Source organism: Rhizobium rhizogenes NBRC 13257, from assembly GCF_000696095.1.
Classification (GTDB): domain Bacteria; phylum Pseudomonadota; class Alphaproteobacteria; order Rhizobiales; family Rhizobiaceae; genus Rhizobium; species Rhizobium rhizogenes.
This window is the reverse complement of sequence record NZ_BAYX01000006.1, coordinates 379,357-405,219: the sequence shown is the minus strand read 5'-3', so window position 1 is coordinate 405,219 and position 25,863 is coordinate 379,357. Positions and strand designations below refer to the sequence as shown.

21 protein-coding genes are annotated in these 25,863 nt (G+C 62.6%); 17 read left to right on the top strand and 4 right to left on the bottom strand.

Annotated elements, in window-relative coordinates:
- Positions 1-84 precede the first annotated feature (84 nt).
- Both RRH01S_RS15990 and RRH01S_RS15985 read left to right on the top strand, forming a co-directional pair.
- The gene (locus tag RRH01S_RS15990) at positions 85-594 is read left to right on the top strand and encodes a (2Fe-2S)-binding protein (protein WP_039974517.1); all 510 of its coding nucleotides are present in this window, start codon (positions 85-87) and stop codon (positions 592-594) included.
- The gene (locus RRH01S_RS15985) at positions 591-4,148 is read left to right on the top strand and encodes a molybdopterin cofactor-binding domain-containing protein (protein ID WP_042472935.1); all 3,558 of its coding nucleotides are present in this window, start codon (positions 591-593) and stop codon (positions 4,146-4,148) included. The genes RRH01S_RS15990 and RRH01S_RS15985 overlap by 4 nt, the downstream gene beginning before the upstream one ends.
- A gap of 4 nt (positions 4,149-4,152) precedes the next feature.
- Here RRH01S_RS15985 and RRH01S_RS15980 read toward each other — a convergent pair whose 3' ends face one another.
- Together RRH01S_RS15980 and RRH01S_RS15975 are read right to left on the bottom strand one after the other, a co-directional pair.
- A complete protein-coding gene (locus RRH01S_RS15980; RefSeq protein ID WP_110924629.1) occupies positions 4,153-4,995 on the bottom strand; it encodes a ferredoxin--NADP reductase in 843 nt (280 codons plus the stop codon).
- 142 nt (positions 4,996-5,137) lie between these two features.
- A complete protein-coding gene (locus RRH01S_RS15975) occupies positions 5,138-5,584 on the bottom strand; it encodes a MarR family winged helix-turn-helix transcriptional regulator (protein ID WP_007698241.1) in 447 nt (148 codons plus the stop codon).
- Between the two features lie 363 nt (positions 5,585-5,947).
- Between RRH01S_RS15975 and RRH01S_RS15970 the strand changes: the two genes are divergently transcribed.
- Genes RRH01S_RS15970 through RRH01S_RS15940 form a run of 7 tightly spaced genes read left to right on the top strand, consistent with a single transcriptional unit; the run spans position 5,948 to position 14,681 of the window.
- Positions 5,948-7,441: a 6-hydroxynicotinate reductase gene (locus RRH01S_RS15970; RefSeq protein ID WP_042472931.1), complete on the top strand. Its 1,494-nt coding sequence runs from the start codon at positions 5,948-5,950 to the stop codon at positions 7,439-7,441.
- Between the two features lie 19 nt (positions 7,442-7,460).
- Entirely contained in the window at positions 7,461-8,405 is a 945-nt protein-coding gene (locus RRH01S_RS15965) for a UPF0280 family protein (RefSeq protein WP_042472928.1), read from the top strand.
- Complete coding sequence (locus tag RRH01S_RS15960; protein WP_042472924.1) at positions 8,398-8,982, top strand: amino acid synthesis family protein; 585 nt, start codon at positions 8,398-8,400, stop codon at positions 8,980-8,982. The genes RRH01S_RS15965 and RRH01S_RS15960 overlap by 8 nt, the downstream gene beginning before the upstream one ends.
- Entirely contained in the window at positions 8,979-9,563 is a 585-nt protein-coding gene (locus RRH01S_RS15955; protein ID WP_042472919.1) for an amino acid synthesis family protein, read from the top strand. Before RRH01S_RS15960 ends, RRH01S_RS15955 begins: the two co-directional genes overlap by 4 nt.
- 51 nt (positions 9,564-9,614) lie before the next feature.
- The gene (locus RRH01S_RS15950) at positions 9,615-11,714 is read left to right on the top strand and encodes a hydantoinase/oxoprolinase family protein (RefSeq protein WP_080705439.1); all 2,100 of its coding nucleotides are present in this window, start codon (positions 9,615-9,617) and stop codon (positions 11,712-11,714) included.
- The gene (locus RRH01S_RS15945; protein WP_042472911.1) at positions 11,711-13,456 is read left to right on the top strand and encodes a hydantoinase B/oxoprolinase family protein; all 1,746 of its coding nucleotides are present in this window, start codon (positions 11,711-11,713) and stop codon (positions 13,454-13,456) included. The genes RRH01S_RS15950 and RRH01S_RS15945 overlap by 4 nt, the downstream gene beginning before the upstream one ends.
- A gap of 43 nt (positions 13,457-13,499) precedes the next feature.
- On the top strand, positions 13,500-14,681 hold the full coding sequence (locus tag RRH01S_RS15940; protein WP_042472907.1) for an acyl-CoA dehydrogenase: 1,182 nt from the start codon (positions 13,500-13,502) through the stop codon (positions 14,679-14,681).
- Positions 14,682-14,730: 49 nt separating this feature from the next.
- On the opposite strand, the gene RRH01S_RS15935 is transcribed toward RRH01S_RS15940, so the two are convergent.
- Positions 14,731-15,216: a MarR family winged helix-turn-helix transcriptional regulator gene (locus RRH01S_RS15935; protein WP_042472901.1), complete on the bottom strand. Its 486-nt coding sequence runs from the start codon at positions 15,214-15,216 to the stop codon at positions 14,731-14,733.
- Between the two features lie 254 nt (positions 15,217-15,470).
- Between RRH01S_RS15935 and RRH01S_RS15930 the strand changes: the two genes are divergently transcribed.
- From RRH01S_RS15930 to RRH01S_RS15915, 4 genes are all read left to right on the top strand, one after another.
- Positions 15,471-16,658, top strand: coding sequence for an ABC transporter substrate-binding protein (locus RRH01S_RS15930; protein WP_007698210.1), 1,188 nt, complete (start codon positions 15,471-15,473; stop codon positions 16,656-16,658).
- Positions 16,659-16,797: 139 nt separating this feature from the next.
- Entirely contained in the window at positions 16,798-18,681 is a 1,884-nt protein-coding gene (locus RRH01S_RS15925; protein WP_161990906.1) for an ABC transporter permease, read from the top strand.
- The gene (locus RRH01S_RS15920; RefSeq protein WP_042472890.1) at positions 18,678-19,460 is read left to right on the top strand and encodes an ABC transporter ATP-binding protein; all 783 of its coding nucleotides are present in this window, start codon (positions 18,678-18,680) and stop codon (positions 19,458-19,460) included. The genes RRH01S_RS15925 and RRH01S_RS15920 overlap by 4 nt, the downstream gene beginning before the upstream one ends.
- On the top strand, positions 19,457-20,161 hold the full coding sequence (locus tag RRH01S_RS15915) for an ABC transporter ATP-binding protein (RefSeq protein WP_037221778.1): 705 nt from the start codon (positions 19,457-19,459) through the stop codon (positions 20,159-20,161). Before RRH01S_RS15920 ends, RRH01S_RS15915 begins: the two co-directional genes overlap by 4 nt.
- Positions 20,162-20,203: 42 nt before the next feature.
- Here the strand turns inward: RRH01S_RS15915 and RRH01S_RS15910 are convergent, their stop codons facing one another.
- A complete protein-coding gene (locus tag RRH01S_RS15910) occupies positions 20,204-20,959 on the bottom strand; it encodes a GntR family transcriptional regulator (protein WP_012649878.1) in 756 nt (251 codons plus the stop codon).
- Positions 20,960-21,088: 129 nt separating this feature from the next.
- Here RRH01S_RS15910 and RRH01S_RS15905 point away from each other — a divergent pair, with 129 nt between their 5' ends.
- The 4 genes from RRH01S_RS15905 to RRH01S_RS15890 all read left to right on the top strand — a co-directional run bounded on the left by RRH01S_RS15905 (position 21,089) and on the right by RRH01S_RS15890 (position 25,862).
- Positions 21,089-22,411 (top strand): M20 family metallopeptidase, encoded by a 1,323-nt coding sequence (locus tag RRH01S_RS15905; protein ID WP_042472886.1) that lies wholly within the window; start codon positions 21,089-21,091, stop codon positions 22,409-22,411.
- 12 nt (positions 22,412-22,423) lie between these two features.
- The gene (locus tag RRH01S_RS15900) at positions 22,424-23,974 is read left to right on the top strand and encodes an ABC transporter substrate-binding protein (RefSeq protein WP_042472883.1); all 1,551 of its coding nucleotides are present in this window, start codon (positions 22,424-22,426) and stop codon (positions 23,972-23,974) included.
- Positions 23,975-24,091: 117 nt separating this feature from the next.
- Positions 24,092-25,039, top strand: coding sequence for an ABC transporter permease (locus tag RRH01S_RS15895; protein ID WP_007700620.1), 948 nt, complete (start codon positions 24,092-24,094; stop codon positions 25,037-25,039).
- Positions 25,032-25,862, top strand: coding sequence for an ABC transporter permease (locus RRH01S_RS15890; protein WP_007700613.1), 831 nt, complete (start codon positions 25,032-25,034; stop codon positions 25,860-25,862). The genes RRH01S_RS15895 and RRH01S_RS15890 overlap by 8 nt, the downstream gene beginning before the upstream one ends.
- Position 25,863: the final 1 nt, after the last annotated feature.

Sequence of the window (25,863 nt, the reverse complement as noted above, 5' to 3'; positions counted from 1 at the left end):
CAGCGACTGCTCGGTTTCGCATGGCTTCCCGCCATCTCGGGAGATGACGATCCATTCCATCTTGCTCGTGACAGGAAGGGAGATGTGGTGAAGACTCGTCCGATCGCCCTTGATGTCAATGGGCGCCGCCACACGCTCGACCTGTCCCCCGAAACGCCACTCCTCTATATCCTGCGCAACGATCTCGGTCTCAACGGGCCGAAATTCGGATGCGGTCTCGGCGAATGCGGCGCCTGCGCGGTGCTGATCGGCAAGCGCGCCGTGCGTGCCTGCACGATATCGGCGGCAGCTGCCGAAGGACGCGCTATCGTCACCCTCGAGGGTCTCGGCACAAAGGACAAGTTGCATCCGGTACAGCAGGCCTTCATCGAAAAGCAAGCCGCGCAATGCGGCTATTGCCTGAACGGTATGATCATCGCAACCACTGCCCTGCTTCTTCGTGATGCGCAGCCGGACGAGACCGCCATTCGCGCGGCTCTTAAGCGCCATCTCTGTCGCTGCGGCACGCATATCGAGATCCTTGCTGCCGCCCGCCGCGCCAGCGAACTGATGGCCGCCCTTCCCTCCTCAGCCATTGCGGAGGATGCGCCATGACCGCGCTGCAGGAGACGCCTCGCGCCCGCTATCTCGAAGCGGATGAAATCCTGCTGGTGGTCAAGCCGGGAGATGCACTCCATCCCGACATCTTCCTTGCCCTTCATCCCGATGGAACCGCCAGCGCCTTCAACGGCCATGTCGATCTCGGCACCGGCATCCGGACGGCCCTGGCACAGATCGTCGCCGAAGAGCTCGACCTGCCTTTCGACCGGGTCCGGATGGTGCTCGGCAGCACGACGGCGGCACCCGATCAGGGTGCGACGATCGCCAGCGAAACCATTCAGGTGACGGCGATACCGCTGCGCCAGGCTGCGGCAACGGCGCGACGCTGGCTTCTTCAGCAGGCGGCTCTTCGCCATGGCGTCACGCCACAGACGCTCTCAATCGAAGAAGGCATTATTCACCCGGATGCATCGGCAAACTGGTCGGTCACGTTCGGCGAACTGATCGCCGGGCGCCATGAGCGGATCGTCATCGACGTCACCGCGCCGATCAAATCGGTCGAGAACTACAGGATCGTCGGCAAGCCGCAGCCGCGCAACGACATCGCCGCCAAGGCGACGGGGCAATGGACCTATGTCCACGATGTCCGCGTGCCGGACATGCTGCATGGCCGCGTCGTCCGCCCACCCTATGTCGGCTTCGACCATGGCCCGCATGTCGGCCACAGCCTGATCTCCGTCGACGAAGCCTCGATCGCCGATATTCCCGGCCTGGTCGGGGTGGTAGCGATCGGCGATTTCGTCGGCGTCGTCGCCACGCGCGAGGAAAACGCGGCGGAGGCTGCACGCCGGCTCGAAGTCATATGGCGCGATCCGCCGCTCCTGCCCGACCTCAACAATCCGGAACAGGCGCTGCGCGATAATCCGGCCACGAAGCGCATTCTTGCCGATCAGGGCGATGTCGAGCGCGCGCTCGAGGGCGCGTCGCCGCGTTTTGACCGCAGCTACGTCTGGCCCTATCAGATGCATGGCTCCATCGGCCCATCCTGCGCCGTCGCCGATTGGCACCCGGAGCAACTGATCGTCTGGTCGGGAACGCAGAACCCCTATCCGATGCGCCGCGATCTGGCGCTTCTTCTCGACATGCCGGAAGAGGCAGTCCTCGTCGAGCGGCTGGAGGCTGCCGGCTGCTATGGGCGCAATTGCGCCGACGACGTGACCGCCGACGCCGCCCTTTTGTCGCGTGCGGTCGGGCGGCCGGTGCGCGTGCAGCTCACCCGCGAACAGGAGCATGGCTGGGAACCGAAGGGGGCCGCGCAGGTGATCGACGTGCGCGGCGGGCTCGATCTCGAAGGCGGCCCGGCGGCTTACGATTTCGAGACACGCTATCCGTCGAACCTGTCGCCGACGCTTGCCCTGATCCTGACCGGCAAAGCCTCGAACATCACGGCAACGTCGGACATGGGCGATCGGACGGCGATCCCGCCCTATGCTTTCAGCAATATGCGTATCGCCGTGCAGGACATGCCGCCGATCGCGCGGGCCTCGTGGTTTCGCGGCGTTTCGGCCATGCCGAACAGTTTTGCGCATGAAAGCTATATCGACGAACTCGCTTTCGCGGCCAAGGTCGATCCGGTCGAATACCGGCTGCGCTACCTGAAGGATCCAAGAGCAGTCGATCTGGTCCATGCCGTGACCGAACGCGCCGGCTGGACGCCGCGCTCGGAACCGGGAACGATGGGCGGCGAGGGCGACCTGCTTTATGGCCGGGGCTTTGCCTATGCGCTCTATGTCCACGGCAAGTTCCCGGGAACGCCGGCCGCCTGGTCGGCCTGGGTCGCCGATGTCGCCGTCAACCGCAAGACCGGCGAGATCGCCGTCACGCGCGTGACCGTCGGCCAGGATTCCGGCATGATGATCAATCCGGATGGCGTGCGCCACCAGATCCACGGCAATGTCATCCAGTCCACCAGCCGCGTGCTGAAGGAAAAAGTGGATTTCTCCAGCACTGCGGTCGAGAGCGCCGAATGGGGCGGCTACCCGATCATCACCTTCCCGGAGGTGCCTGAGATCGACGTGCTGATGCTGTTGCGGCAGGACGAAGAACCACGCGGCGCCGGTGAATCCGCTTCCGTGCCGTCAGCTGCTGCCATCGTCAATGCCGTCTTCGACGCGACCGGCATCCGGTTCCGCGAGTTGCCGCTGACACCGGAGCGCGTGCTCGCCGCCCTTGGTGGAACGCTGCCGGCACTCGCTCTGCCGGCTCCAGCCAAGAAACCATGGTGGTGGCGAGGGTCGATGTTCGCAGGAGCGGGCGGTATCGTCGCGGGCGTATTGGCGGGCGGCATTCTCGCCGCCTCGCCCTGGCGTGGCGCTTATCCGGAAATCACGCGACCGGACCCCGACACCTACAGCGCCGCCACGATCGAGCGTGGACGCCTGGCGGCCGCGATTGGCGCCTGCAATGTCTGTCATACCGGACCAGACGGAACGCCCTTTGCCGGCGGCCGCGCCTTCGACACGCCCTTCGGCGTGGTTCATGCCACGAATATCACGCCCGACGCCGAAAACGGCATCGGCGCCTGGTCCTATCCGGCCTTCGAACGGGCGATGCGGCAGGGCGTGCGGCGTGATGGAAAACATCTCTACCCGGTCCACCCTTATCCGTCTTTCGCCAGCGCCACCGATGCCGATCTTCAGGCGCTCTATGCCTTCCTGATGACGCAGACACCTTCCGCCACAAAGACCGCTGACAATGCCTTGCGCTTTCCCTTCAACATCCGGCCATTGCTGGCCGGCTGGAACATGCTTTTTGCGGGCAGTCGGACGGTGCCGACAGATGCAACGAAGGGTGAAGCCTGGAACCGCGGCGCTTATCTCGTCGAAACGCTCGGCCATTGCGGCGCCTGCCACACGCCGCGCAATGCGCTCGGTGCGGAAAAGAAGGGTGACTTCCATCTCACAGGTGGCCTTGCGGACGGCTGGGATGCACCGGCGCTGAACGGCGCCGGTTTCGCCCCTGTCGGCTGGAGCCAAACCGCTCTTTACGACTATCTGCGCACCGGCACCGCCAAAGGCCACGGCAGCGCCGGCGGCCCGATGGGCGCGGTCGTCAAGGCGCTCGCTCCGCTTCCGGACAGCGATATCCAGGCCATGGCGACGTATCTGGCAAGCTTCTCCGGGCAGACCGAAGACGACGCTGCCGCGCAACAAAGGGCCACACTCGCCAACGCGAAAGCGGCTGAGGCCACGGCAGCACGGCTCGCGCCGGTGGGCGCACGCCTCTTTGGAGGTGCCTGCTCAGCCTGTCACACCGAAGCTTCGCCGCTCGGATCGCTCGCCTTCAACAGCAATCTGCACGCCGAGCGTCCCGATAATGTGCTGCTGACGATGATGCACGGGGCGCAGGCTCCGGCGCTGTTTGCCCAGAAGGCGGGCGCAGATGCCGCCGAGATCATGTCCATGCCAGCCTATGGCGAAGCCTTAAGCGATCGCCAGCTCACCGACCTCGCCGCCTATCTGCGCGTACGCTTCGCCCCCGACAAGCCTGCATGGCAGGAACTTGGCGCGGCGATCGAACGCGCTCGCGCCGCCCAGCCGATGGATTGAGGGCTTAGCCGACGAAGGCGCGCTCGATGACGAAGGTGGCCGGGGCATTATTGGCGCCTTCGATGAGGCCGAAAGATTCCAGAACAGCCTTGGTATCCTTCAACATCGCCGCCGAGCCGCAGATCATGCCGCGATCCTCATCCGGGTTGATGCGCGGCAGGCCGGTCTCTTCGAAGAACTTACCACTGGTCAAAAGGTCGGTGATCCGGCCCATGCGCGCAAAGGGTTCGCGCGTCGTCGTCGTATGCAGACGCAGCCGCTCGCCGACGAGCTCGCCGATCAACGGATCGTCCTTCAGCGTCTCGACCATTTCCGTGATGTAGGTGAGTTCATCCACGTCGCGGCAGGTCTGGATGAGGACGATTTCCTCGAATTTCTCGTAGGTCTCCGGATCGCGGATCAGGCTTGCGAAAGGCGCAACGCCGGTGCCGGTCGACAGGAGATAGAGCCGCTTGCCCGGGATCAGCGCGTCGAGCACCAGCGTACCGGTCGGCTTCTTGCGCATCAACACGGTGTCGCCGGATACGATTTTCTGCAGATGCTCCGTCAGCGGGCCACCTGGAACCTTGATGGAATAGAATTCGATCTCTTCGTCCCAGAAGGGGCTGGCAATCGAGTAGGCGCGGAAGACCGGCTTTTCGGCATTCGGCAGGCCGATCATGATGAACTCGCCGGACCGGAAGCGGAATTCCGCCGGCCGCGTGATGCGGAACTTGAACAGTCGGTCGGTGAAATGCCGCACCTCGGTCACCGTCTGGACAAAGACATTGGCAGGGATCGGAAAGGCCGGTGCGGAACCCGCCTGCTGACCGTCAATGATGACTGCTTCTTCCGTTGACAAGCTCATCCGTCTTCCCTCGCTTTGGTCACCAATATTCATTTGTACACGAATGAATTTTACTGTGCAATCCATTCCTTGCGCGGACAAGACGATGTTACGCCAGCGCCAAAGGCAGAAGGATGGGGATCGAGGGCTTTAGAGTAGCAGCTCAGCAGATTTTCTGCAGCAGTTCGAGGAACATCATCCGCTCGCCTGAGGTGAGCGGCGCCAACGTGCCTTCAGTCGCGACAAGCGCAGCACCGACATTCGCGGCGATGACGGCGAGGCCGTCTTCGGTCAACGACAGGACGACCCGGCGGCCGTCATTCTGGTCCGGCGCGGTTGCGACAAAGCCGCGTTTCACCAGGCGATCCACGACCCCCTTGATGGTCGCGACGTCCATCGCCGTCTCGCGCCCGAGCTGGTTTTGCGAGCAGGGCTGGATTTCCTTGAGCTTCGAAAGTGCCGACCATTGGGTCGTCGTCAGCTTGTCGCCGATGACATTGGCGAAGATCGCGACATGCCGCTGGTTGGCCTGCCGGAGAAAGAACCCGACCTGCCGATCGACATGGTATTCCGGCGCGGCGGATTGTTTGTCTTCACGCGATTTCTGCATTTGTCCCGCCCCGGATCTGCGCATATGGTTGCGACATCAATAAGCTGTTCTGGATTCAAGAGATTAGAGCGTCATTGTGTGTTGATGTAAACGCTCGAGGCCGCAAGCCTCTACTTTGAAGACGATATTTGTCAACGCCACAGCCCTTCGAGAACCGGACCAATCGGAGGCAGCGACGACATGCATTTGTTCCGGCGACAGCATTTTCATCAGAGCTCCCCTCCCTCGCTTGACAGGACCGGCAGACGGGCTGATACTCATTCGCATACAAATGAAAAATTGGGAACAATGACGGTCAAATATCTGTCCATGGGCTGATGGCAGCACCATAGGACGAGCGGCCGCGTTAAAATGGAGAGTGGCATGGTCAAGCAACGCGTGGAAAGCGTCGCGAACGGCAAGATACGCTGCGATGCCTGTCCCGTCATGTGCTACATCTCCGACGGCCGCTCCGGCGCCTGCGATCGCTATGCCAATATCGGCGGCGAGTTGATCCGCGTCGATCCGCTGACGATCATCGAGAACACCATTTCCGAAGGCGGCAATGTCGTGCCGTTCCTCGCCCAGCCGGGCGAGAGCGAATGGGATGGCGACATCGTTCACGCCACCAGACGCTTCGTCACGGCCGTTGGTGCCGGAACGACCTATCCCGATTATAAGCCTGCTCCCTTCATCGTCTCGCAGAAGGAAAACGGCGTCGACATGGTGACCGTCGTCACCGAAGGCATCTTCAGCTATTGCGGCGCCAAGGTGAAGATCGACACCGACCGCTTTCTCGGCCCGGAAACCGCAACCGTGCTGGTCGACGGCGAAGCCATCGGCCATGTCACAACAGGCGAATACGGCTCGCAGATGCTGTCGCTCGGCGGCGTCCACCACTTGACCGGCGGTTCGAAGAAGGAGGGCCGTGTTACCTGCGACGCGCTCTTGAAACTCTGTAATGGCGAAGCCGTCGACATGCAGGTCGACGGCGGGGTCAGCCTGACCATCAAGGCAGGCGCTGCACCAGTGATCAACGACGTCGAGGAAAGCCGCATGCGCGTCGGCTGCGGCTCGGCCACCATCGGCATGTTCGCCAAGCAGTGGATGGGCCATGTCGATGAGGTCGTCGTTGTCGACGACCATATTACCGGCGTTCTCTCCGAACACCAGGCCGGACGCCTGCTCGACGTGCCAGCCACCGGCATTCGCATCAAGGGCCGGCGCTCGACGCCCGGCCGCTATTTCCAGGTCGCCGAGCCCGGCATTGGCTGGGGTGGCACCAACATCTCCGACCCCCTGACGATCCTCGGCGATTTCGACCCCAAGACCGCCTGGCCGGGCATGCGCTTGCTGATGGTATCGACCACCGGCGAGCAATACGGCTACTATATTCTCGACGACAATCTGCGGCCGGAGCTGCAGACCATCCTTCCGGCAGCCTTGCAGGAATCGGTCGAGATCATCGCCGAAAACTGCGAGCCGGCACTGACCTCGGTCCTGTTCATCGGCGGCGCCGGCGGCAGTCTGCGCGCCGGCGTCACCACGAACCCCGTCCGCCTGACGCGTTCCGTCAAGGAAGCACTGACCCATGTTTCCTGCGGCGGCGTCCCGGCCTATGTCTGGCCGGGCGGCGGTATCACCGTCATGGCCGATGTGACGCAAATGCCGAGCAATGCCTTCGGCTATGTGCCGACACCCGCGCTCGTCGCACCGATCGAATTCACCATGCGGCTCGACGACTACCGCGCGCTCGGCGGCCATATGGAAGCCGTCATGCCGATCGAGCAGGCGCTGGAAATGGCCGAACGCAAGGTCACGCCGATCGGCCGTGGCCCGTGGCCGACGGAAAGCCGAAACTTCCGGTGGGGCGCCTGACAGCAAAGGGAGCGGTAGCATGTCGCGGCCTGTTGCCCGATATCTCGATGGTGGCGATCCGAACGGCCGGCTGCATCTGCAGCACGGGCCGATCGATCTCGTCATCGGCGTCGATGACGGCGGCGCGGCCCGCATAGGCGAGGCCGAACGGCGCGCCCATGCCTTCGCCGCTGCCATTGCCCGTTTCCAGACTGTCCTTGACGAGCTTGTGAGCGAGCTGCCTCAGCTGCGCGCTCCCGCCGAAATTGGCAGCGCGATGCCCACGGGCTCGGTCGCCCGGCGCATGGTCGCCGCGGTCCGACCGTTTGTCGCCGACCATTTCATCACGCCGATGGCGGCTGTTGCCGGTGCCGTCGGCGACGAAATCCTGGCGGCGATGCTGGCGGCATTCGACAAGGACGACCGCCCTCTCCGTGCCTATGTCAACAATGGCGGCGACATCGCCGTCCATCTTGAAGACGATGCTGAGTATCGTGTCCGTATGGCCCGCGAAGACGGCACTTCGCTCGGCGATTTCGCGCTGCATGCTTCCAGCCCCACGCGCGGGATCGCCACCAGCGGACGCGGCGGGCGCAGCCTTTCGATGGGGATTGCCGACTCCGTGACCGTATTGGCGACGAATGCGGCGGCAGCCGACGCGGCGGTTACGCTTGTTGCCAATGCCGTCGATCTTCCGGGCCATACCGCGATCAGCCGGGCGCGCGCCGTCGACGTCGTCGATGATAGCGACCTCGGCGAGCGCCTTGTTGTCACCGGCTGCGGTCCCCTGACCGATGCGGAAACCGACATGGCGCTTTCCCGTGGCCTTGCCAAAGCAGAGCGCTTCATCGCGCTTGGCCTCATCGATCGCGCCGGTCTCTTTCTCGCGAACCAAGGTCTGCTCGCCATGCCGCCCGCAGCTAAGCCACTTACAGCCACACCACTTTCAATCGATCAATCCATGGAGCGGTTTTCCAATGCCTGACGTCAAGATCCGCAAGTTCCTCACCGTCATCGAGGAAATTTATCACGAAGGCGGCAAGCCCGTCGCAAAACCGCTGAAGCGGGGCGCGATCGTCGCCGTCATCGAGAACCCCTTCGCGGGTAGTTATCATGAGGAAATCACCGGTTTCATGAAGGATCTGGAACCACTCGGCCTCGATATGGCAAACCGGCTGGTCGCGGCACTTGGCGGCGATCCCACCGTTGTCGAAGGTTACGGCAAGGGCATCATCGTCGGTCAGGCCGGTGAACTGGAACATGGCGCGCTCTGGCATGCGCCGGGCGGCTACGCCATGCGCGAGGTGCTGGGCGGCGCCAAGGCGATTGTCCCCTCCTCGAAGAAGGTCGGCGGCCCCGGCACGCGGCTGGACGTCCCGGTCACCCATATCAACGCCTCCTATGTGCGCAGCCATTTCGACTCGATCGAAGTCGGCGTGCCGGACGGTCCTCGGGCCAACGAGATGGCGGTCGTGCTGGTGATGACCACCGGTCCGCGCGTCCATGCGCGCAGCGGCGGCCTCAAGGTCGAGGACATCAAGGGCGAGGACGGCCTGCGTTGACCACCGAGATCCGCAAGATCACCGTCTTTATCGAGGAGACACTGAGCGAGATGGGTCAAACCATCTCGCCGCCGACGCGCAAGGCGGCGGCCGTGGCCGTCATCGCCAATCCTTTCGCCAGCCACTATGTCGAGGATCTGACGCCGCTGATTGACATCGGTGCGGAACTTGGCGGCCTGCTTGGCCGCAAATGCGTCGAAGCGCTCGGGATTTCCCCAGCGCAGGCCGAAAGCTATGGCAAGGCGGCGCTGGTCGGCGAGGATGGCGAGCTGGAACATGCAGCCGCCTTGCTGCATCCCTCACTTGGAAAGCCGCTGCGTGAGGCCGTGGAAAAAGGCGCCGCACTCGTGCCCTCCTCAAAGAAGCGCGGCGGCCCCGGCCGACCCCTCGATATTCCGCTCGGGCACAAGGATGCCGCCTATGTGCGGTCGCATTTCGACGGGATGGAGGTGAGCCTCGCCGACGCACCGCGTCCGGCGGAAATCATGGTGGCCGTAGCTGTCACAGATAGCGGCCGGCCGCTTGCTCGCGTCGGTGGACTGAAAGCCTCCGAAATCGAAGGCAAGGATGGCCTGCGCTAGGGGCACGCTCCAAGATCGTGGCGTCGTGGATTCATTTGCATACAAACAATAATGGGAACAGTCGTGACTCAGCATAATTCGAATGAACCATCGGGCCCGACACCTGAACAATCGCAGGTCGCGGGTATCGATGTCGGCGGCACATTTACCGATCTCGTGCTCTTCGACACGGTCTCCGGCAAGGTCCGTCTCGCCAAGACGCCGACCACGCTCGACAATCAAGCTTTCGGTGTGCTTAACGCGCTGGATGCGGCGGAAGCGGATGTCGCAGCGCTCGACCTGATCGTGCACGGCACCACGACCACCACGAATGCCGTCCTCGAGCGCAATCTTTGCCGAACGGGTCTCATCACTACCCGCGGCTTTCGCGACGTGCTGGAACTAGGCCGGCGCACGCGCCCGAACCCCTATGGCATGAAGGGCGAGTTTCGTCCGATCATCCCGCGCGATCTCAGGCTCGAAGTTCCCGAGCGCATGGATGCCGCCGGTAACGTGCTGATCCCGCTCGACGAAGAGGCGCTTCGCATCGCCTTGAAAGCTTTGGTCGATACGGATTGCGAGTCGCTGGTCATCCACTTCCTGCATGCTTACGCCAATCCGGCGCATGAATTGCGCGCCGGCGAGATCGCCGCAGAGATCTGGCCAAACGACAACATCACGCTCGGCCATGCGCTTCTGTCCGAAAGCCGCGAGTTCGAGCGCGGCGTGACGGCGGCCGTCAATGCGTCGGTGCAGCCGCTCCTGGCGCGCTATATCGAGCGCCTTGCCGACCAGCTCGCTGCCAAGGGCTACAGGCACGACGTTCTCGTCATGAACGGCAATGGCGGCATGGTGTCCGCACGCCACGTCGCCAAGGAAGCGGCAAAGACCGTGATGTCCGGCCCCGCGTCCGGCGTCATGGCTGCCGCCTATACCGGCCGCCGCGCCGGCATCCCCAACCTCATCACCTATGACATGGGCGGTACGTCCACCGACGTTGCCCTCATCCGCAACGCCGAACCGGCGGTCTCCAACGAGATCGAGATCGAATATGCCATGCCGATCCATGTGCCGATGGTCGATGTTCGTACCGTCGGCGCCGGCGGTGGCTCGATCGCCAAGGTCACCGCCGCAGGCCTCCTCCAGGTCGGCCCGGAAAGCGCCGGCGCCATGCCGGGGCCGATCTGCTATGGCCGCGGCGGCACGACGCCGACCATATCCGACGCCAACCTGCTGCTCGGCCGTCTCAATCCCTCCAAGCTCAACTCGGTTCCCGGCGGCATTTCCATCGACGGCATCCGCGAGCTGTTCGAGGAAAAGCTCGGCCGGCCGCTCGGGCTCGACGCCACGGCAGCGGCCGCCGCCGTCATCCGCATCGCCAATGCCCGCATGGCCGACGCCGTACGGATGGTTTCGGTCAGCCTCGGTGAGGATCCGCGCGATTTCGCGCTGTTTTCCTTCGGCGGCGCCGGCCCGCTGCACGCGACCGCAATCGCGCGGGAACTCGGCATTCCAAGGGTACTGACGCCGTCTCGTCCTGGGATCACCAATGCGCTCGGCTGTGTTGTCGCCGATCTCCGGCACGATTTCGTCAATACGGTCAATCGTCCGCTCGATGTCGCCGATATGGATGTCGTGCACGCACTCTTCGAAAAGCAATCGGCGGACGGACGCCGCCTGATCGGCAAGGAAGCGGTCGCCATTCGCGAGATCCGTGAGATCTATTCCGTCGATATGCAGTTCATCGGCCAGACGCATCTCTTGCGCGTGCCGCTGCCAAGCGCCATGCCGACCAGGGCTGAATTGCAGGCACGGTTCGAGGAGGCCTATTTCAACCGCTTCCATGTCGAGCTCCCGGAAATCCGCGCCAGCCTCGTCAACGTCAACACCTCGGTCATCGGCCGGCGCACCGAGATCGATCTGTCGATGCTGATCGATGCGGCCGGACGCAAGTCGACACTTGCCGAGGCGCAGACTGGCACGCGTTCGGTCTGGTTCGACGGCTGGCGGGAGACGCCGATCTATTGGCGCGATCACCTGCCGATCAAGGCAACGATATCGGGGCCGGCGATCATCGAGCAGATGGACACGACCATCATTCTCGAGCCAGGCGACGTCGCCAACCAGGACGACGACGGCAATATCATTATCTCGATCGGAGCCGGCCAATGAGCATCGACCCCATCACGCTGAGCGTCATCCAGTCCGGCCTGCAGCAGGTCTGCGATGAAATGGACCTGACCTTTTCCCGCGCCGCCTTCTCGCCCGTCATCGCCGAGGCCAATGACCGTTCGGACGGCATTTATTCGGCCGAAGACGGCTCGCTGATCGCCCAGGGTGCCGGCGGCCTGCCGGTCTTCGTCGGCACCATGCAATATTCGACGCGCACGCTGATCGAGATGATCGCCTCCGGCAAGGCCGCCGCGCCGAAGCCGGGCGATATTTATATCGTCAACGACCCCTATCTTGGCGGCACGCATCTGATGGATGTACGCTTTGCCATGCCGGTCTATCGCAACGGCGAGATCTTTTGCTGGCTGTCGAACACCGGCCATTGGCCGGATACGGGCGGTGCCGTCCCCGGCGGTTTTTCGGCCTCGGCCACCTCCGTCGAACAGGAAGGCCTGCGCCTGCCGCCGGTGCGGCTGTTCAAGGAAGGCAAGCTCGACACCGAGATCTACGCGATCATCTGCTCCAACATCCGCGTCTCCGAACAACGCATCGGCGATGTGAAGGCTCAAGCCGCCGCCCTTCTGGTCGGCCAGGAACGGCTGGTGCGTATTCTCGAACGATACGGCGACGATACGGTCGCCCAAGCGATCGGTGAGCTGCGCCGTCGAGCGGCCGAGCAGATGCGCGCCAATATCCGGCTGATCCCCGAGGGAACCTATCGTTCCGTCGCCTATATCGACAGCGACGGCGTGGTCAACGAACCCCTCGAAATCCGCCTGACGATCACCGCGACGGGCGACGAACTCTCTTTCGATTTCGAGGGATCGTCGAAGCCCTGCGCCGGGCCGATGAATTCGGTATTGGCGACGACGCTATCCTCCGTCTATCTCGCCATGCGCCATATCTTCCCGGACGTCCCGATCAGCGCCGGCGCCTTCGAGCCGTTGAAGGTGAAGACGCCTGAGGGAACCTTCCTCGACGCTCATTATCCGCGCCCGGTTTCGGGTTGTGCTGCGGAAGTCAGCCAGCGTATCGCAGAGGCGGTATTTGCAGCCCTGGTAGAGGCGCTGCCCGACCGGGTGACGGCGTCGCCCGCCGGAAGCTCCGGCAATTTTGCGCTGGGCGGCCACGATCCGGAACGCGGTCGCGGCTATGTCATGTACCAGATTTCCGGCGGCGGCTATGGCGGCAACAGCGATCACGACGGGCTTGCCAACGGTTGCTCGACCATCGGCATTTCCAAGGCGCCGCCGGTCGAGATCATGGAGCAGCAGTTCCCGGTCCTCTATCATCGCTATGCCCTTCGCGAGGGATCAGGCGGTGCCGGCAGGCATCGCGGCGGCTTCGGCCTCGACTACGAGATCGAACTTAGGCGCGGTGCCGCGACCGCGAGCTTCGTTATGGATCACGGTCGTTTCGGGCCGCAGGGCGCACTTGGCGGCAGCGACGGCCGGACGAACAGCGTCACGGTCTGGCGCGGCGGCGAAGCGATGACGCCGGAGCATTTGTCGAAAGCGCAGGACATCGCGCTGAAACCCGGCGACCGCGTCCGCGTCGGCACGCCGGGCGGCGGCGGCTATGGCAACCCGTTGACACGCGACCCGCTAGCCGTTGTAGAAGATGTGCGGCTCGGTCGTTATACATCGACCGAAGCGCTCGATCTGTTTGGCGTTGTCGTAACAGCGGATTGCCATTCGGATGCGACCGCCACCGAGCGAGCCCGCGCCAGCCGCAAGGCATAGACTAAGCTGTGATTGAGAAAAGAGAGAATTGGGAGACGAGAGCATGAGCCGCGAGATATTCGACTGGGCCGATCCGTTCCGGCTGGTGGAGCAGCTGAACGATGACGAACGCATGGTGCTGGACACAGCCCATGCCTATGCGCAGGAGAAGCTGGCGCCCCGCGTGCTCGACGCTTTCCGCCATGAGAAGACCGACCCCTCGATCTTCCGCGAGATGGGCGAACTCGGCCTGCTCGGGCCGACGATTGCGCCCGAATATGGCGGCGCCGGCCTCGGCTATGTCGCCTACGGCCTGATCGCCCGCGAAGTGGAGCGTGTGGATAGCGGCTATCGTTCGATGATGAGCGTGCAGTCTTCCCTCGTCATGGTGCCGATCGATGCCTTCGGGTCGGAAACGCAGAAGCAGAAATACCTGCCAAAACTTGCGACCGGCGAATGGATCGGCTGCTTCGGCCTCACCGAACCGAACCATGGCTCCGACCCCGGCTCTATGGCGACGCGGGCGAAGAAGGTCGACGGCGGCTATAGCCTCACCGGCGCCAAGACCTGGATCTCCAATGCGCCGATCGCCGATGTCTTCGTCGTCTGGGGCAAGACCGAGGATGGCGTCATCCGTGGCTTCATTCTGGAGAAGGGCTGGAAGGGCCTGTCCGCGCCCGCCATTCATGGCAAGGTCGGCCTGCGTGCCTCAATCACCGGCGAAGTCGTCATGGAGAATGTCTTCGTGCCGGAAGAAAACCTGCTGCCCAACGTTTCCGGCCTCAAGGGTCCGTTTACCTGCCTCAACTCCGCCCGCTTCGGCATTGCCTGGGGTGCGCTCGGTGCTGCCGAGGATTGCTATGCCAAGGCCCGACAATATGTGCTCGACCGCCAGCAGTTCGGCCGGCCGCTTGCCGCCAATCAGTTGATCCAGAAGAAGCTCGCCGACATGGTGACCGAGATCACGCTCGGGCTGCAAGGCTGCCTGCGTCTCGGCCGGATGAAGGAAGATGGCCATCCGCCAGTCGAGCTGACCTCAATCTTGAAGCGCAACAGCTGCGGCAAGGCGCTCGATATCGCCCGCGCCGCCCGCGACATGCTTGGCGGCAACGGTATCTCCGACGAGTTCGGCATTGCCCGTCATCTCGTCAACCTCGAAGTGGTCAACACCTATGAGGGCACCCACGACATCCACGCCCTCATCCTCGGCCGCGCCATCACCGGCATCGCCGCCTTTTCGAACTGAGGTCGAATAGCCAAAGAGATGCTGTCGAACGGCAGCATCTCTCGCCGGTTTATTTCTCCGGCGCACCCGATGATCTGTCATCATGGTAGTTCAGGATGCGGCGGAGCAGATAAAGCAGGGCCACTCGTTCGGCGGGATTGAGGTCGGCCATCGTCAGCTCGCTGATGACACGAGCCGCAGGTATCATCTCGTCCAGCAGGTGCTCCGCCGCCAGCGTCAAGGACATGATGATCTTGCGTCCGTCCTGCTCGTCCCCGGAGGTGGTAATCAGCCCCCGTGCGGACAGCCGTTCGATGATGCCCCGGATCGTGCCCTGATCGACGGCCGTGGCCTTGACGAGTTCGGTCTGCGAACTCGGCCCGTGGTCGCGCAGCGCGCAGAGGGTAACGAACTGAACCGAGGTCAGATTGGGATCGGAGGCGTTGTCCTGGAAGATCGAAAGATGCCGTTGATACACCCTGCGCAGCAGATGGCCCACTTGCTGCGTGACATCATAGTCGTCGGTATCCGGCCTATCGTGCTTCACATCAGCCATCCATTGCCAAGATTAGTGTGTACACGCGAACTTCCACGTTCTCCGAACGATTGGCAAGCCGGAAATGCGGGATTTTCGCGCAATTTTGCCTAAAAAATACACAGAGAAAGACCTTGCATTTATAGTGAACACACCAGATCATAACCCCCGGGCGACACGCTATGGATCGCGATTGCACGCGCTCGAAATCCGATGCCGCCGATGACGTGCCGTAATAACAAGAATCAAAACAGATCAATCCAGAGAGGACGGAAATGAGAGGACTTTTTGCGATTATGGGTACGGCCCTTTGTCTGGCGGCCGGGACACAAGCAATGGCCGGCGAGATCAAGGTCGGCGAGATCAACAGCTATTCGGCGCTACCCGCCTTCACCGATCCCTACAAGAAGGGCTGGCAACTGGCACTTGACGAGATCAATGCGGCCGGCGGCATCAACGGCGATAAGCTGGTGATCATTTCCAAGGACGACGGCGGCAAGCCCGGCGACGCGCTGACGGCCGCCAACGAGCTGGTTGCAAAGGAAGGGGTGGTGATGATCTCCGGCTCCTTCTTCTCGAATGTCGGCATGGCGGTTGCCGATTTCGCTAAGCAGAAGAAGGTCTTTTACTTGGCCGGAGAGCCGCTGACCGACGCAATGATCTGGTCGAAGGGGAACGACTACACCTTCCGCCTGCGTCCGCCGAACTACGTGCAGGCCGCCATGCTGGCGCAAGAAGCCGCCAAGCTGCCGGCAAAACGCTGGGCAACCATCGCGCCGAACTACGAATACGGACAAAGCGCCGTGGCGGTGTTCAAGGAACTGCTCCAGAAGGCCCGGCCCGATGTGGAGTTCGTCGGCGAGCAATGGCCACCGCAGGGCAAGATCGATGCCGGCTCCGTGGCGCAGGCCATCGAGGCCGCCAAGCCGGATGCGATCCTCAATGTCGAATTCGGTGCTGATCTGGTGAAGCTAGTGCGCGAAGGCACGACCCGCGATCTCTTCAAGGGCCGCTCGGTGGTTTCCTTCCTGACCGGCGAGCCGGAATATCTCGATCCGCTGAAGACCGATACGCCGGAAGGATGGATCGTCACCGGCTATCCCTGGTATTCCGTCGACACACCCGCGCATAAGGCATTTCTCGACGCTTACCAGAAGCGCTACAACGACTATCCCCGCCTCGGCTCGGTGGTCGGCTATGCGTTGGTCAAATCGATGGCCGCTATTCTGACCAAGGCCAAGTCGACGGATACGGACGCGCTGATTGCCGCCGCCAAGGGCATTTCGGTCGACACTCCCTTCGGCCCGATCACCTATCGTGCCGCGGACCATCAATCGACACTCGGCGCCTTCATCGGCAAGACCGCCCTCAAGGATGGAAAAGGCGTGATGGTCGATTTCCAGTACCATAGCGGCAACGACTTCCTGCCGGACGAGGCCGACGCCGCCAAGCTCCGCCCCTAGCGCAACCGTCAAAGGCCGGCGGTCGCGGCTTCATGCCCTTCCGCCGGCAAGATGGACACGCATTCCGTCAGAACACATTGCGCCGGCATTCGCTCCGTGGATCGAATGCCAACCTTGTTAAATGGGCAGGGAGCCTCCGTTGGACCTTTATCTTCTGCAGTTCCTGACCGGGCTTTCCAATGCCGCCTCGCTGTTCCTGGTCGCCTCCGGACTATCGCTGATCTTCGGCGTGACCCGCATCGTCAATTTCGCCCATGGCGCCTTCTATATGCTTGGCGCCTATATCGCCTATAGCCTGACGACCCGCTGGGAGAGCGCCTTCGGCTTCTGGGCAGCACTGCTTGTCTCCGCCGCCATCGTCGCAATCTGCGGTGCTCTACTGGAAATCCTGCTGCTGCGCCGCATCTACCGCGCTCCCGAACTGTTGCAGCTTCTGGCCACATTCGGCGTTACGCTCGTCGTCGAGGACGGCGTGCGGCTGATCTGGGGGCCGGAAGATCTCGTCGGGCCACGGGCGCCCGGACTGTCCGGCGCCGTCGAGATCCTCGGTCGGCCCTTTCCCGCCTATGATCTCGTGCTCATTGCCCTCGGACCCGCCGTTCTCGGCCTGCTATGGCTGCTGCTGCACCGCTCACGATGGGGCATTCTGGTGCGCGCGGCCACCCAGGACCGCGACATGGTCAGCGCGCTTGGCGTGAACCAGAAGTGGCTTTTCACCGGGGTCTTCGCGCTCGGCGTCTTCCTGGCCGCTTTCGGCGGCGGCCTGCAAATCCCGCGCGATGCCGTTACTCATTTCATGGATCTGTCCGTCATAACGGAGGTTTTCGTGGTGGTGGTGATCGGCGGGCTTGGCAGCATCGGCGGCGCTTTCCTCGCCGCCATCGTCGTCTCGGAGCTGAACGCCTTCGGTATCCTGGTGTTCCCGGGTATTTCGCTGGTGCTGATGTTCGTGGTCATGGCGGTCGTCCTTGTCCTGCGTCCCTGGGGCTTCTTCGGCAAGCCGTTGCCGGCCTCCCGTGCCGGCTATGCGGCAAGGACGACGTGGCAGCCACTTGGCCCACGCAGCCGCGCTGCTGCCGGCGTGCTCATCCTTGGCGCGGTCCTGCTGCCGCTGGTGCTCGGCAATTACGGCCTTGGGGTCGCAAGCGAAGTCCTGATCGCCGTGATCTTCGCCACCAGTCTTCAGTTCATGATGTCGGTGGGAGGGCTGGACTCCTTCGGCCATGCGGCAAGCCTCGGCCTCGGCGCCTATGGGGCGGCACTATCGGTCCAGTGGCTCGACGCGCCGATGGAGCTCGCCCTCGTCATCGGGCCTGTGGTTGCGGCTGCCATATCTCTCGTCTCGGGGTGGTTTTGCGTTCGCTTGTCCAACATCTATTTCGCCATGCTCACTTTGGCCTTCGCACAAATCTTCTGGTCGATCGCCTACCAATGGGTCGACGTCACCGGCGGCGACAACGGCATCGTCGGCGTCTGGCCGTCTGACTGGGCGAGCGGAGCCAAGGCCTTCTATTGGCTGGCGCTGGCGGCGACCGTGCTATCGGTTGGCTGCATTCGCTATCTGACCTTTGCGCCGTTCGGACATGCCCTGAGGGCACTCAGGGATTCACCGCAGCGCGCGGCGGCAACCGGCATTCCACGACGCACCGTCCAGCATACGGCATTCGTCGTCTCGGCCTTCTTTGCCGGCCTTGCCGGCTCGCTTCTCGCCTTTCAGAAGGGAAGCATCTTTCCCGATGTGCTCGGCATTCCGATGTCGATCGACGGGCTGGTCATGGTCCTGCTCGGCGGTTTCGGCACGGTGTCGGGCGGCATCGTCGGCGCGATCGTCTACAAGACTGCCTCCATCTGGCTGATGAGCAATACCGACCTCTCCCGCATGATCCTCGGCGGCCTCATCATCCTCCTGGTCGTCGCATTTCCGGAAGGGATCGTCGGCACGCTGGGGCGCATCATGGGTACTCGCAAGCAGCAACCAGCAATCTTTTCGCAGCCGGTCGCCAAGATGGGAGATGCGCCATGAGCCAGCCGCTTCTGTCGGTATCGCATCTGAGCAAGAGCTATCAGGGCGTCAAGGCGGTCACCGACGTCTCTTTTTCGCTCGTCCGTGGCGAGTTAATGGCGCTCATCGGCCCAAACGGCGCCGGGAAAAGCACCTGCTTCAACATGCTGAACGGACAGATCAAGCCCGATGCCGGATCGGTGGTTCTCGACGGGCTCAATACGTCAGGCCTTTCGCCCGCCCGGATCTTCCGCCTCGGCGTCGGCCGGACATTCCAGATCGCGGAAGTCTATCTCTCCATGACCGTTCGCGAGAATGTGCAGGTGGCGATCCTGTCGCATGCCGGAGATCTCTCGGGATGGACCGGCTTCTTCGGGCGGCTGGACCGAAAATTCCGTCGCGAAGCCGAAGCGCTGATCGACCTGATCGGTCTTGGCGACCATGCCGATCGCCCCTGTCGCGAGCTACCCTATGGCGACGTCAAGCGCCTCGAGCTTGCCATTGCACTCGCCGGCGATCCGAAGCTGTTGCTGATGGATGAGCCGGCTGCCGGAATGGCCCCGCGGGAGCGTATCGAGCTGATGAAGCTGACCGCCCGGATTGTCGAGGAAAGACAGATCGGCGTTCTCTTCACCGAGCATGACATGGATATCGTCTTCGAACATGCGTCGCGGATCCTCGTGCTCAATCGCGGCGTGATCATCGCGGAGGGATCGCCGGACGCGATCCGGACCAATCCCGATGTCCAGGCCGTCTATCTCGGCTCCGGCCCGCTTTACGCCAAAAGATCGGAGGGCTGATGCTGGAAGTATCGCGTCTCAATAGCTGGTACGGACCCGCCCATATCCTGTTTGACGTGGAGCTGAAGGTTGCCGAAGGCGAAGTCGTCGCCTTGCTTGGCCGCAACGGCGCCGGCAAATCGACGACCTTCAAATCGATCATGAGCCTGCTGATGTCGAAACAGGGAGAAGTCCGGTTTCGCGGCGAGGATATTTCCAGGCTTGCTCCCTTCGACATCGCCCGTAAGGGGCTCGGCTATGTGCCGGAAGACCGGCGCATCTTCACTGGACTGACGGTGGAGGAAAATCTCGAAGTCGGACGGCAGGCGGCGCGCGACCAGCACGCTGTGTGGACGCCTGAGCGCATCTACGAGATTTTCCCGAACCTCGGCGGCATGCGTAAGAGGCCGGCCGGTAACATGAGCGGCGGTGAGCAGCAGATGCTGACCATCGGCCGCACTCTCATGGGCAATCCGCATCTGATCCTTCTCGACGAACCATCCGAGGGGCTGGCGCCCAAGATCGTCGAGCAGATGGCGGATGCGATCGTCACGATGAAACGCGAGGGACTGTCCATCCTTTTATCGGAACAGAACCTGCATTTCGCCCGGCTGATATCCGACCGCGCCTATATTCTCGAAAAGGGCGGTATCCGATATTCCGGCACCATTGCCGAACTCGAAAGCCGCGAGGATATTCGCCAGGCCTATCTCGCCATGTAAGGGGCGACTCTGGGGCGCCTTGCGTGATCAGCCCTCTCCGCCCTACTGAACCTCATGCACATAGCGGTGGCTTCTCGTCGTCGCCCGATGGCGCGCGACAAGGACCGGGGCGGCGGACTGATCGTAGGATACCTCATCGATCGTTAGCACGGCATCCGGCAGAGTGAGCTTCAGCAGCCGGGCATCATCTTCCGTCGCAAGCGTTGCCGCAATCTGTTCGCGAACCGCGGAAATGCGGATGCCATAGCGATCGAGAAGAAACAGATAGAGCAGCGCGGGAATGTCCTCTTTCTTCTCGGGGAAGCCCGGCAGCAAGTGCGCCGGAAGCGTGATGACCTCATGCATGACCGGTACGCCGCCGACGCTGCGCAGGCGATGAAAGGTGATCACCTCCGTCGGGCTTTCCAGTTGCAGGCTCGCGCTCTCGTCCTGGCTGGCCAGGCGCTTCTCAAGCGACAGGATTTCCGAGGTGGAATTCTGCAGCGAGCCGTCGAGGCCATGAAGGCGGAAATACTGAAAGAAGAAGCGCAGGCTGTGCTGCGGCGTGCGCCCCGTCACGACCGTCCCCGTCTTGCGCCGGCGGCTCAGCAATCCCTCATTGGTCAGATCCGCCAAAGCCCGCCGGACGGTGCCGACCGCCACTCCGAACATCTGCGACAGCGCGATCTCGCTCGGCAGGATGGTCCCAGCCGGCCATTTGCCCATCATGATCGCTTCGGTGATCTGTCGCTTGACCACCTCATAGAGCGGCAGGGATAACTCCGCCGCTCGCGATGTATCTGCTAAAAAATTGGGCATTTCGCGCAATTAATTGCCTCTTATTTGGAGTTGACTCACGGAAGGCGAGGAAGCATCATTACTATATAGTTTATATGAATACGAGAATAGCAAAAGCCTCCATTCCGCGCATCTTTTTCGGAACTCAACGTGAGCAATCAAGCCTTATCACCCCAGTCGGTATCATTTGCAAACGCCTTGGCGGCAATCGAACGCGATGTCGAAAAGGCGGTCGAGGATCTGGCGCGGATGATTGCCATCGACACCTCCTTTCCACCGGGCTTGGGCTACCCTGCCTTTTCGGACCTGATGGAAGAACTGCTGGCACCCCTGGGCTTTTACACCAGGCGCGTCACGGTGCCGGACGCGCTATGGCGTGTCGCCAACGGCCCGGCTTGCGGAGAGCGCGTCAATCTGATCGCCGAACGTCCGGCAAACAAGCCGGTCTGCGGCCTCTACTATCATGTCGATACCGTTCCCGTAGCGCCGGGCTGGCAGCGTAACCCACTGGGCCTGACGCGCGAGGGAGACCAGCTTTTCGGGCTGGGCGCCACCGACATGAAGGGGACGATCGCCGCGACATTGCTTGCGCTGCGCGCTGCCGAAGAGCATGGCGTCGAGCTTGCCTATGATCCCATGCTGCTGCTGTGCACGGATGAGGAAGGCGGGCTTTATCCCGGTATCCGCTATCTTGCCGAACAAAACATGCTCAAGGGGCACATCGTCAATTTCAACGGTTCGGCCGCGCCGCGCATCTGGGCCGGCTGCTTCGGTGTCTTTCACCTTCAGATCACCATCAGAGGGCATGCCGTTCATGCCGGCGAAGGCAATCGCACCGGTTCGGGCGTCAATGCCATCGAGGGTGCCCTCCCCCTTCTCAATGCACTCCAGGCGCTGAAGCCGAAGATCGCCGCTTTCGAGTCCAAACTGCCGCCGCCACCACATGCGAGCGGCCCATTGCGGCCGCAGCTGTCCATATCCGCCGTCAACGGTGGCACGTCGGGCGGGCAGGTCGCGGCCGAGGTCAAGATCCTCGTCAGCCGCCGTTACGCTCCGGAAGAAAGCTATGATGCGGCGCGCGCCACACTCGAGGATCTGGTGCGCGCATGCGTGGCGCAAACGCCAGGCCTTAGCTTCGACATCGACGTCGTCGGCCACCTGATCCCAACGGCAGACCCCGATGGCCCCCATTGGCCGCGCTGGCAGAAGGCTTTGAGCCTCGGTTTCGGCTACCAGCCCTCCGACTTCAGCAAGTGGGGGGCCGCGAGCTGCTCGGATTTCGGTTACGTCCAACGGACCGGCGTGATGCAGGAGATACTGCTCGGGGGCCTCGGACGTCCCGAAAGCTGCATCCACAGCCCGGAAGAACACACGACAACGACGGATATCATCGCCCTGGCGAAAAGCATTCTCGCCTACCTCGCGCAGGATTTTTCCGCCGATCTCATTCCAGACTATTCCGCGTCAAAATAAGGGGAACACCAGATGCTGAAGTTGAACCGACGTCATTTTCTGGCCGGAACGGCGGCGCTTCTGACAGCACCGTCTCTCGGCCTTGCCCAGACTGCCACGCCCGCAAAGGGCGGAACATTGCGGATCTCCGTCGACCAGGCGGCAAGCGTGATCCATCCGCTTCTGACCCGCGTCAATCCGGAATACATGGTCACCGAGCTGCTCTACAGCAATCTGACGCGACTGAAGGTCGATATGACCATCGAGCCGGACCTTGCCGAATCCTGGAGCGCCAACGATGCGCTGACCGAATGGACGTTCAAGCTTCGCGCAGGCGTGAAATTCCATGACGGCTCGCCCTTCACCGCGACCGACGTCGTCGAGACCTTCAAGGCGATCCTCAATCCGAACAATGCGTCTCCGGCCCGCAACAATGTCGGCCCGATCGCCGATGTCACGGCTGCCGACCCTCTGACCGCCGTCTTCAAGCTCTCGGATCCCTATGCCGACTTCCCGGTCGCCATGGCCTATACGGTGGCCCGCATCATTCCCGCCTCGATCGCGACCGGCGACTTCAAGAAGCTGTCGACAACAGCGAACGGTACCGGCCCCTTCAAGCTCGTGTCCTATGAGCCCGACCGCCTGATCGTCGTCGAACGCAATCCGGACTATTACGATCCGAAGCGTCCCTATCTCGACCGCGTGGAAATCCAGGTTTTCCCGGATACGTCAGCCCAGACCTCCGCACTTCTGGCTGGCGACATCGACGTCGTCTCCACTGTCCAGCCCACCGAATATCTGCGCATGAAGGACGCCCAGGGCGTCAATGCATTGCGCATCCCGTCGGGCCAGTTCTGCAACATCAATTTCGGCTGCGACACCAAGCCGTTCAATGATCCCCGCGTCCGGCGCGCCCTCGCTCTGACCGTCGACCGGCAGGCCATGGTCGATTTCGTGACCGAAGGCTTTGGAACACCGGGCAACGACACGCCGCTGAACTCTTCCTACCATTTCTACTCTGACCTGCCGCTGCGCCAGGCCAATATCGAGGAAGCAAAGGAGCTGCTGACCGAAGCGGGCTATCCCGATGGGTTCGAAGCCACTCTGATCGCCTCGGACAAGCCAAGCCAACGGACACAGCTCGCTGTGGCGCTGCGCGAAATGGCCAAGGAAGCCGGCATCAGGATCAACGTCCAGACGATGCCGCACGCCACCTATCTCGATCAGGTCTGGAAGAAGGGCAGTTTCTATGTCGGCTTCTACAACATGCAGCCGACGGCCGACGCCATCTTCAAGCTTCTCTACACCTCGGATGCCGCCTGGAATGAAACGCGCTGGAACAACGCGGCCTTCGACAAGGTCGTCAACGAAGCACGCGGGATCACCGACGAGGCCAAGCGCAAGGCACTCTACGCGGAAGCGCAAAAGCTGATGAACGAGGAGGTGCCCTCGATCATACCGGTCTTCTTCGATGTGCTCGCGGCCAAGCGCGACTGGGTCTCGGGCTTTGAAGTCCATCCGCGCGCATCCGTCTTCCGCCTCGATTACACCGCCTTGACCGACAAGGCGCCGAAGCGGAGCTGACCTCGTAGAGGCACGGAGCCGATATAGGCGTTGCGCGTCACTCTCCGGCGCGCGACGCAGCTCAAAGGCCGGCCGCGCAATCCGCAGCCCAGCTCAGGAACGCCAGGGAACAAGCCCTTGTCACCGCACTATCTGATCAAGCGACTATTGATGATCGTCTACACGCTCTTCGTCGTGTCGCTCGTCGTCTTCGCCATTACCCAGGTCCTGCCGGCCGATGCCGCCGTGATGATGCTGGGGGAAAACGCTACCGCCCAGGCGCTGGACGCCCTGCGCCAACAGATGGGCCTCAACGACCCCGTGTGGCTGCAATATCTGCATTGGCTGGGTGGCGTCCTACACGGCGATTTCGGCCATTCGCTGCGCACCGGCCAGCCCATCGGTCCCGTGATGTTCGAAGCGCTGGGGCGCTCACTGCTGCTCGCCTGCCTGTCGATCGGCCTGATGCTGGTGCTGGCCATTCCACTCGGCGTCATCGCCGCGATGCGGCGCGGGCGCCTGACCGACATGCTCGTCAGCCTGGTGTCCTATGCGGGCGTTTCGCTCCCCGAATTCGTGACGGCGACGGTCGCGGTGCTGGTCGTCTCCGACTGGCTGAAATGGCTGCCCGCGACCGGCTATGTGCCGCTCACCGAGAATTTCCTCGACGGCATCGCGCATCTGGCGCTGCCCGTCTGCGTCATCTCCATCATCCTCATCGCCCACGTCTCGCGCATGGTGCGCTCGGAACTCGTCGATGTCTTGCATACCGACTATATCCGCGCCGCACGGCTGAAGGGCCTCTCCGGTTCACGCGTTCTGTTCGGCCACGCCCTTCGTAACGCACTGCTGCCAACCATCACCGTCGTTGCGCTGGATGTCGGCTATCTGCTCGGCGGCATCATCGTCGTCGAAGAGATCTTCGCCATTCCTGGCATCGGGCGGCAGCTCATCGTCGCCATCCAGACGCGCGACCTGCCCTCCATCCAGGCCGGCGTCCTCCTCATGGCCGCCACCTATTCCATCGTCAACTTCGCAGCCGACCTTCTCTATGCCTGGCTCGACAAGAGGATCCAATATGGTTGATCTTCTCAAGCGGCTGTTGCGTACGCCGCAGGGCGCCACCGGCCTGATCCTGATCGTTCTGGTGTTCATCGTCGTCGCATTCGGGCCGTGGCTCGCCCCCCGCGACCCCGAAGCCATGTCGATCCTTGCCCGCTACAAGGGACCGAGCATGACCTTTCTGCTCGGAACGGATCAGTATGGCCGCGATATTCTGAGCCGGCTGCTGATCGGCGCCCGTGCGACCGTGATCACGGCGGTCGTCGCCACCCTGGCCGGAACCTTTGCCGGCGCCCTCATCGGTACGGTGTCGGCCTATCTTGGCGGTCGCGCCGATGAGATGATCATGCGAACGATCGATGCCATCATGTCGATCCCGAACCTTCTGTTCGCGCTTCTGATCGTCAATCTGCTCGGCTCCGGCAGCATCAATGCGCTGGTGGCGGTCGCCGTCGCCTTTGCGCCCGGCATGGCCCGCATCACCCGTAGCGTCGCCCTTTCCATCCGCAAGCAGGACTATGTCAGTGCGGCAATCGCCCGCGGCGAAAGCTCGTCCTACATCATTCTGCGCGAAATGCTGCCCAACGTCATCGCCCCGATCATCGTCGAGACGACCATCCGGATTTCCTTCGCAGTGATGCTGTTCGCGACACTGAGTTTCCTTGGGCTCGGCGCCCAGCCGCCGGCAACGGAATGGGGACTGATGATCTCCGAAGCGCGCCAATACATGCATATCAGCGCCGGCATCCTGATCTGGCCGAGCCTGGCGATCGCAATCGTCGCCGTCGGCTTCAACCTGCTTGGCGATGGCCTGCGCGATGCTCTCAACCCGCGCACGGGAGGATGAG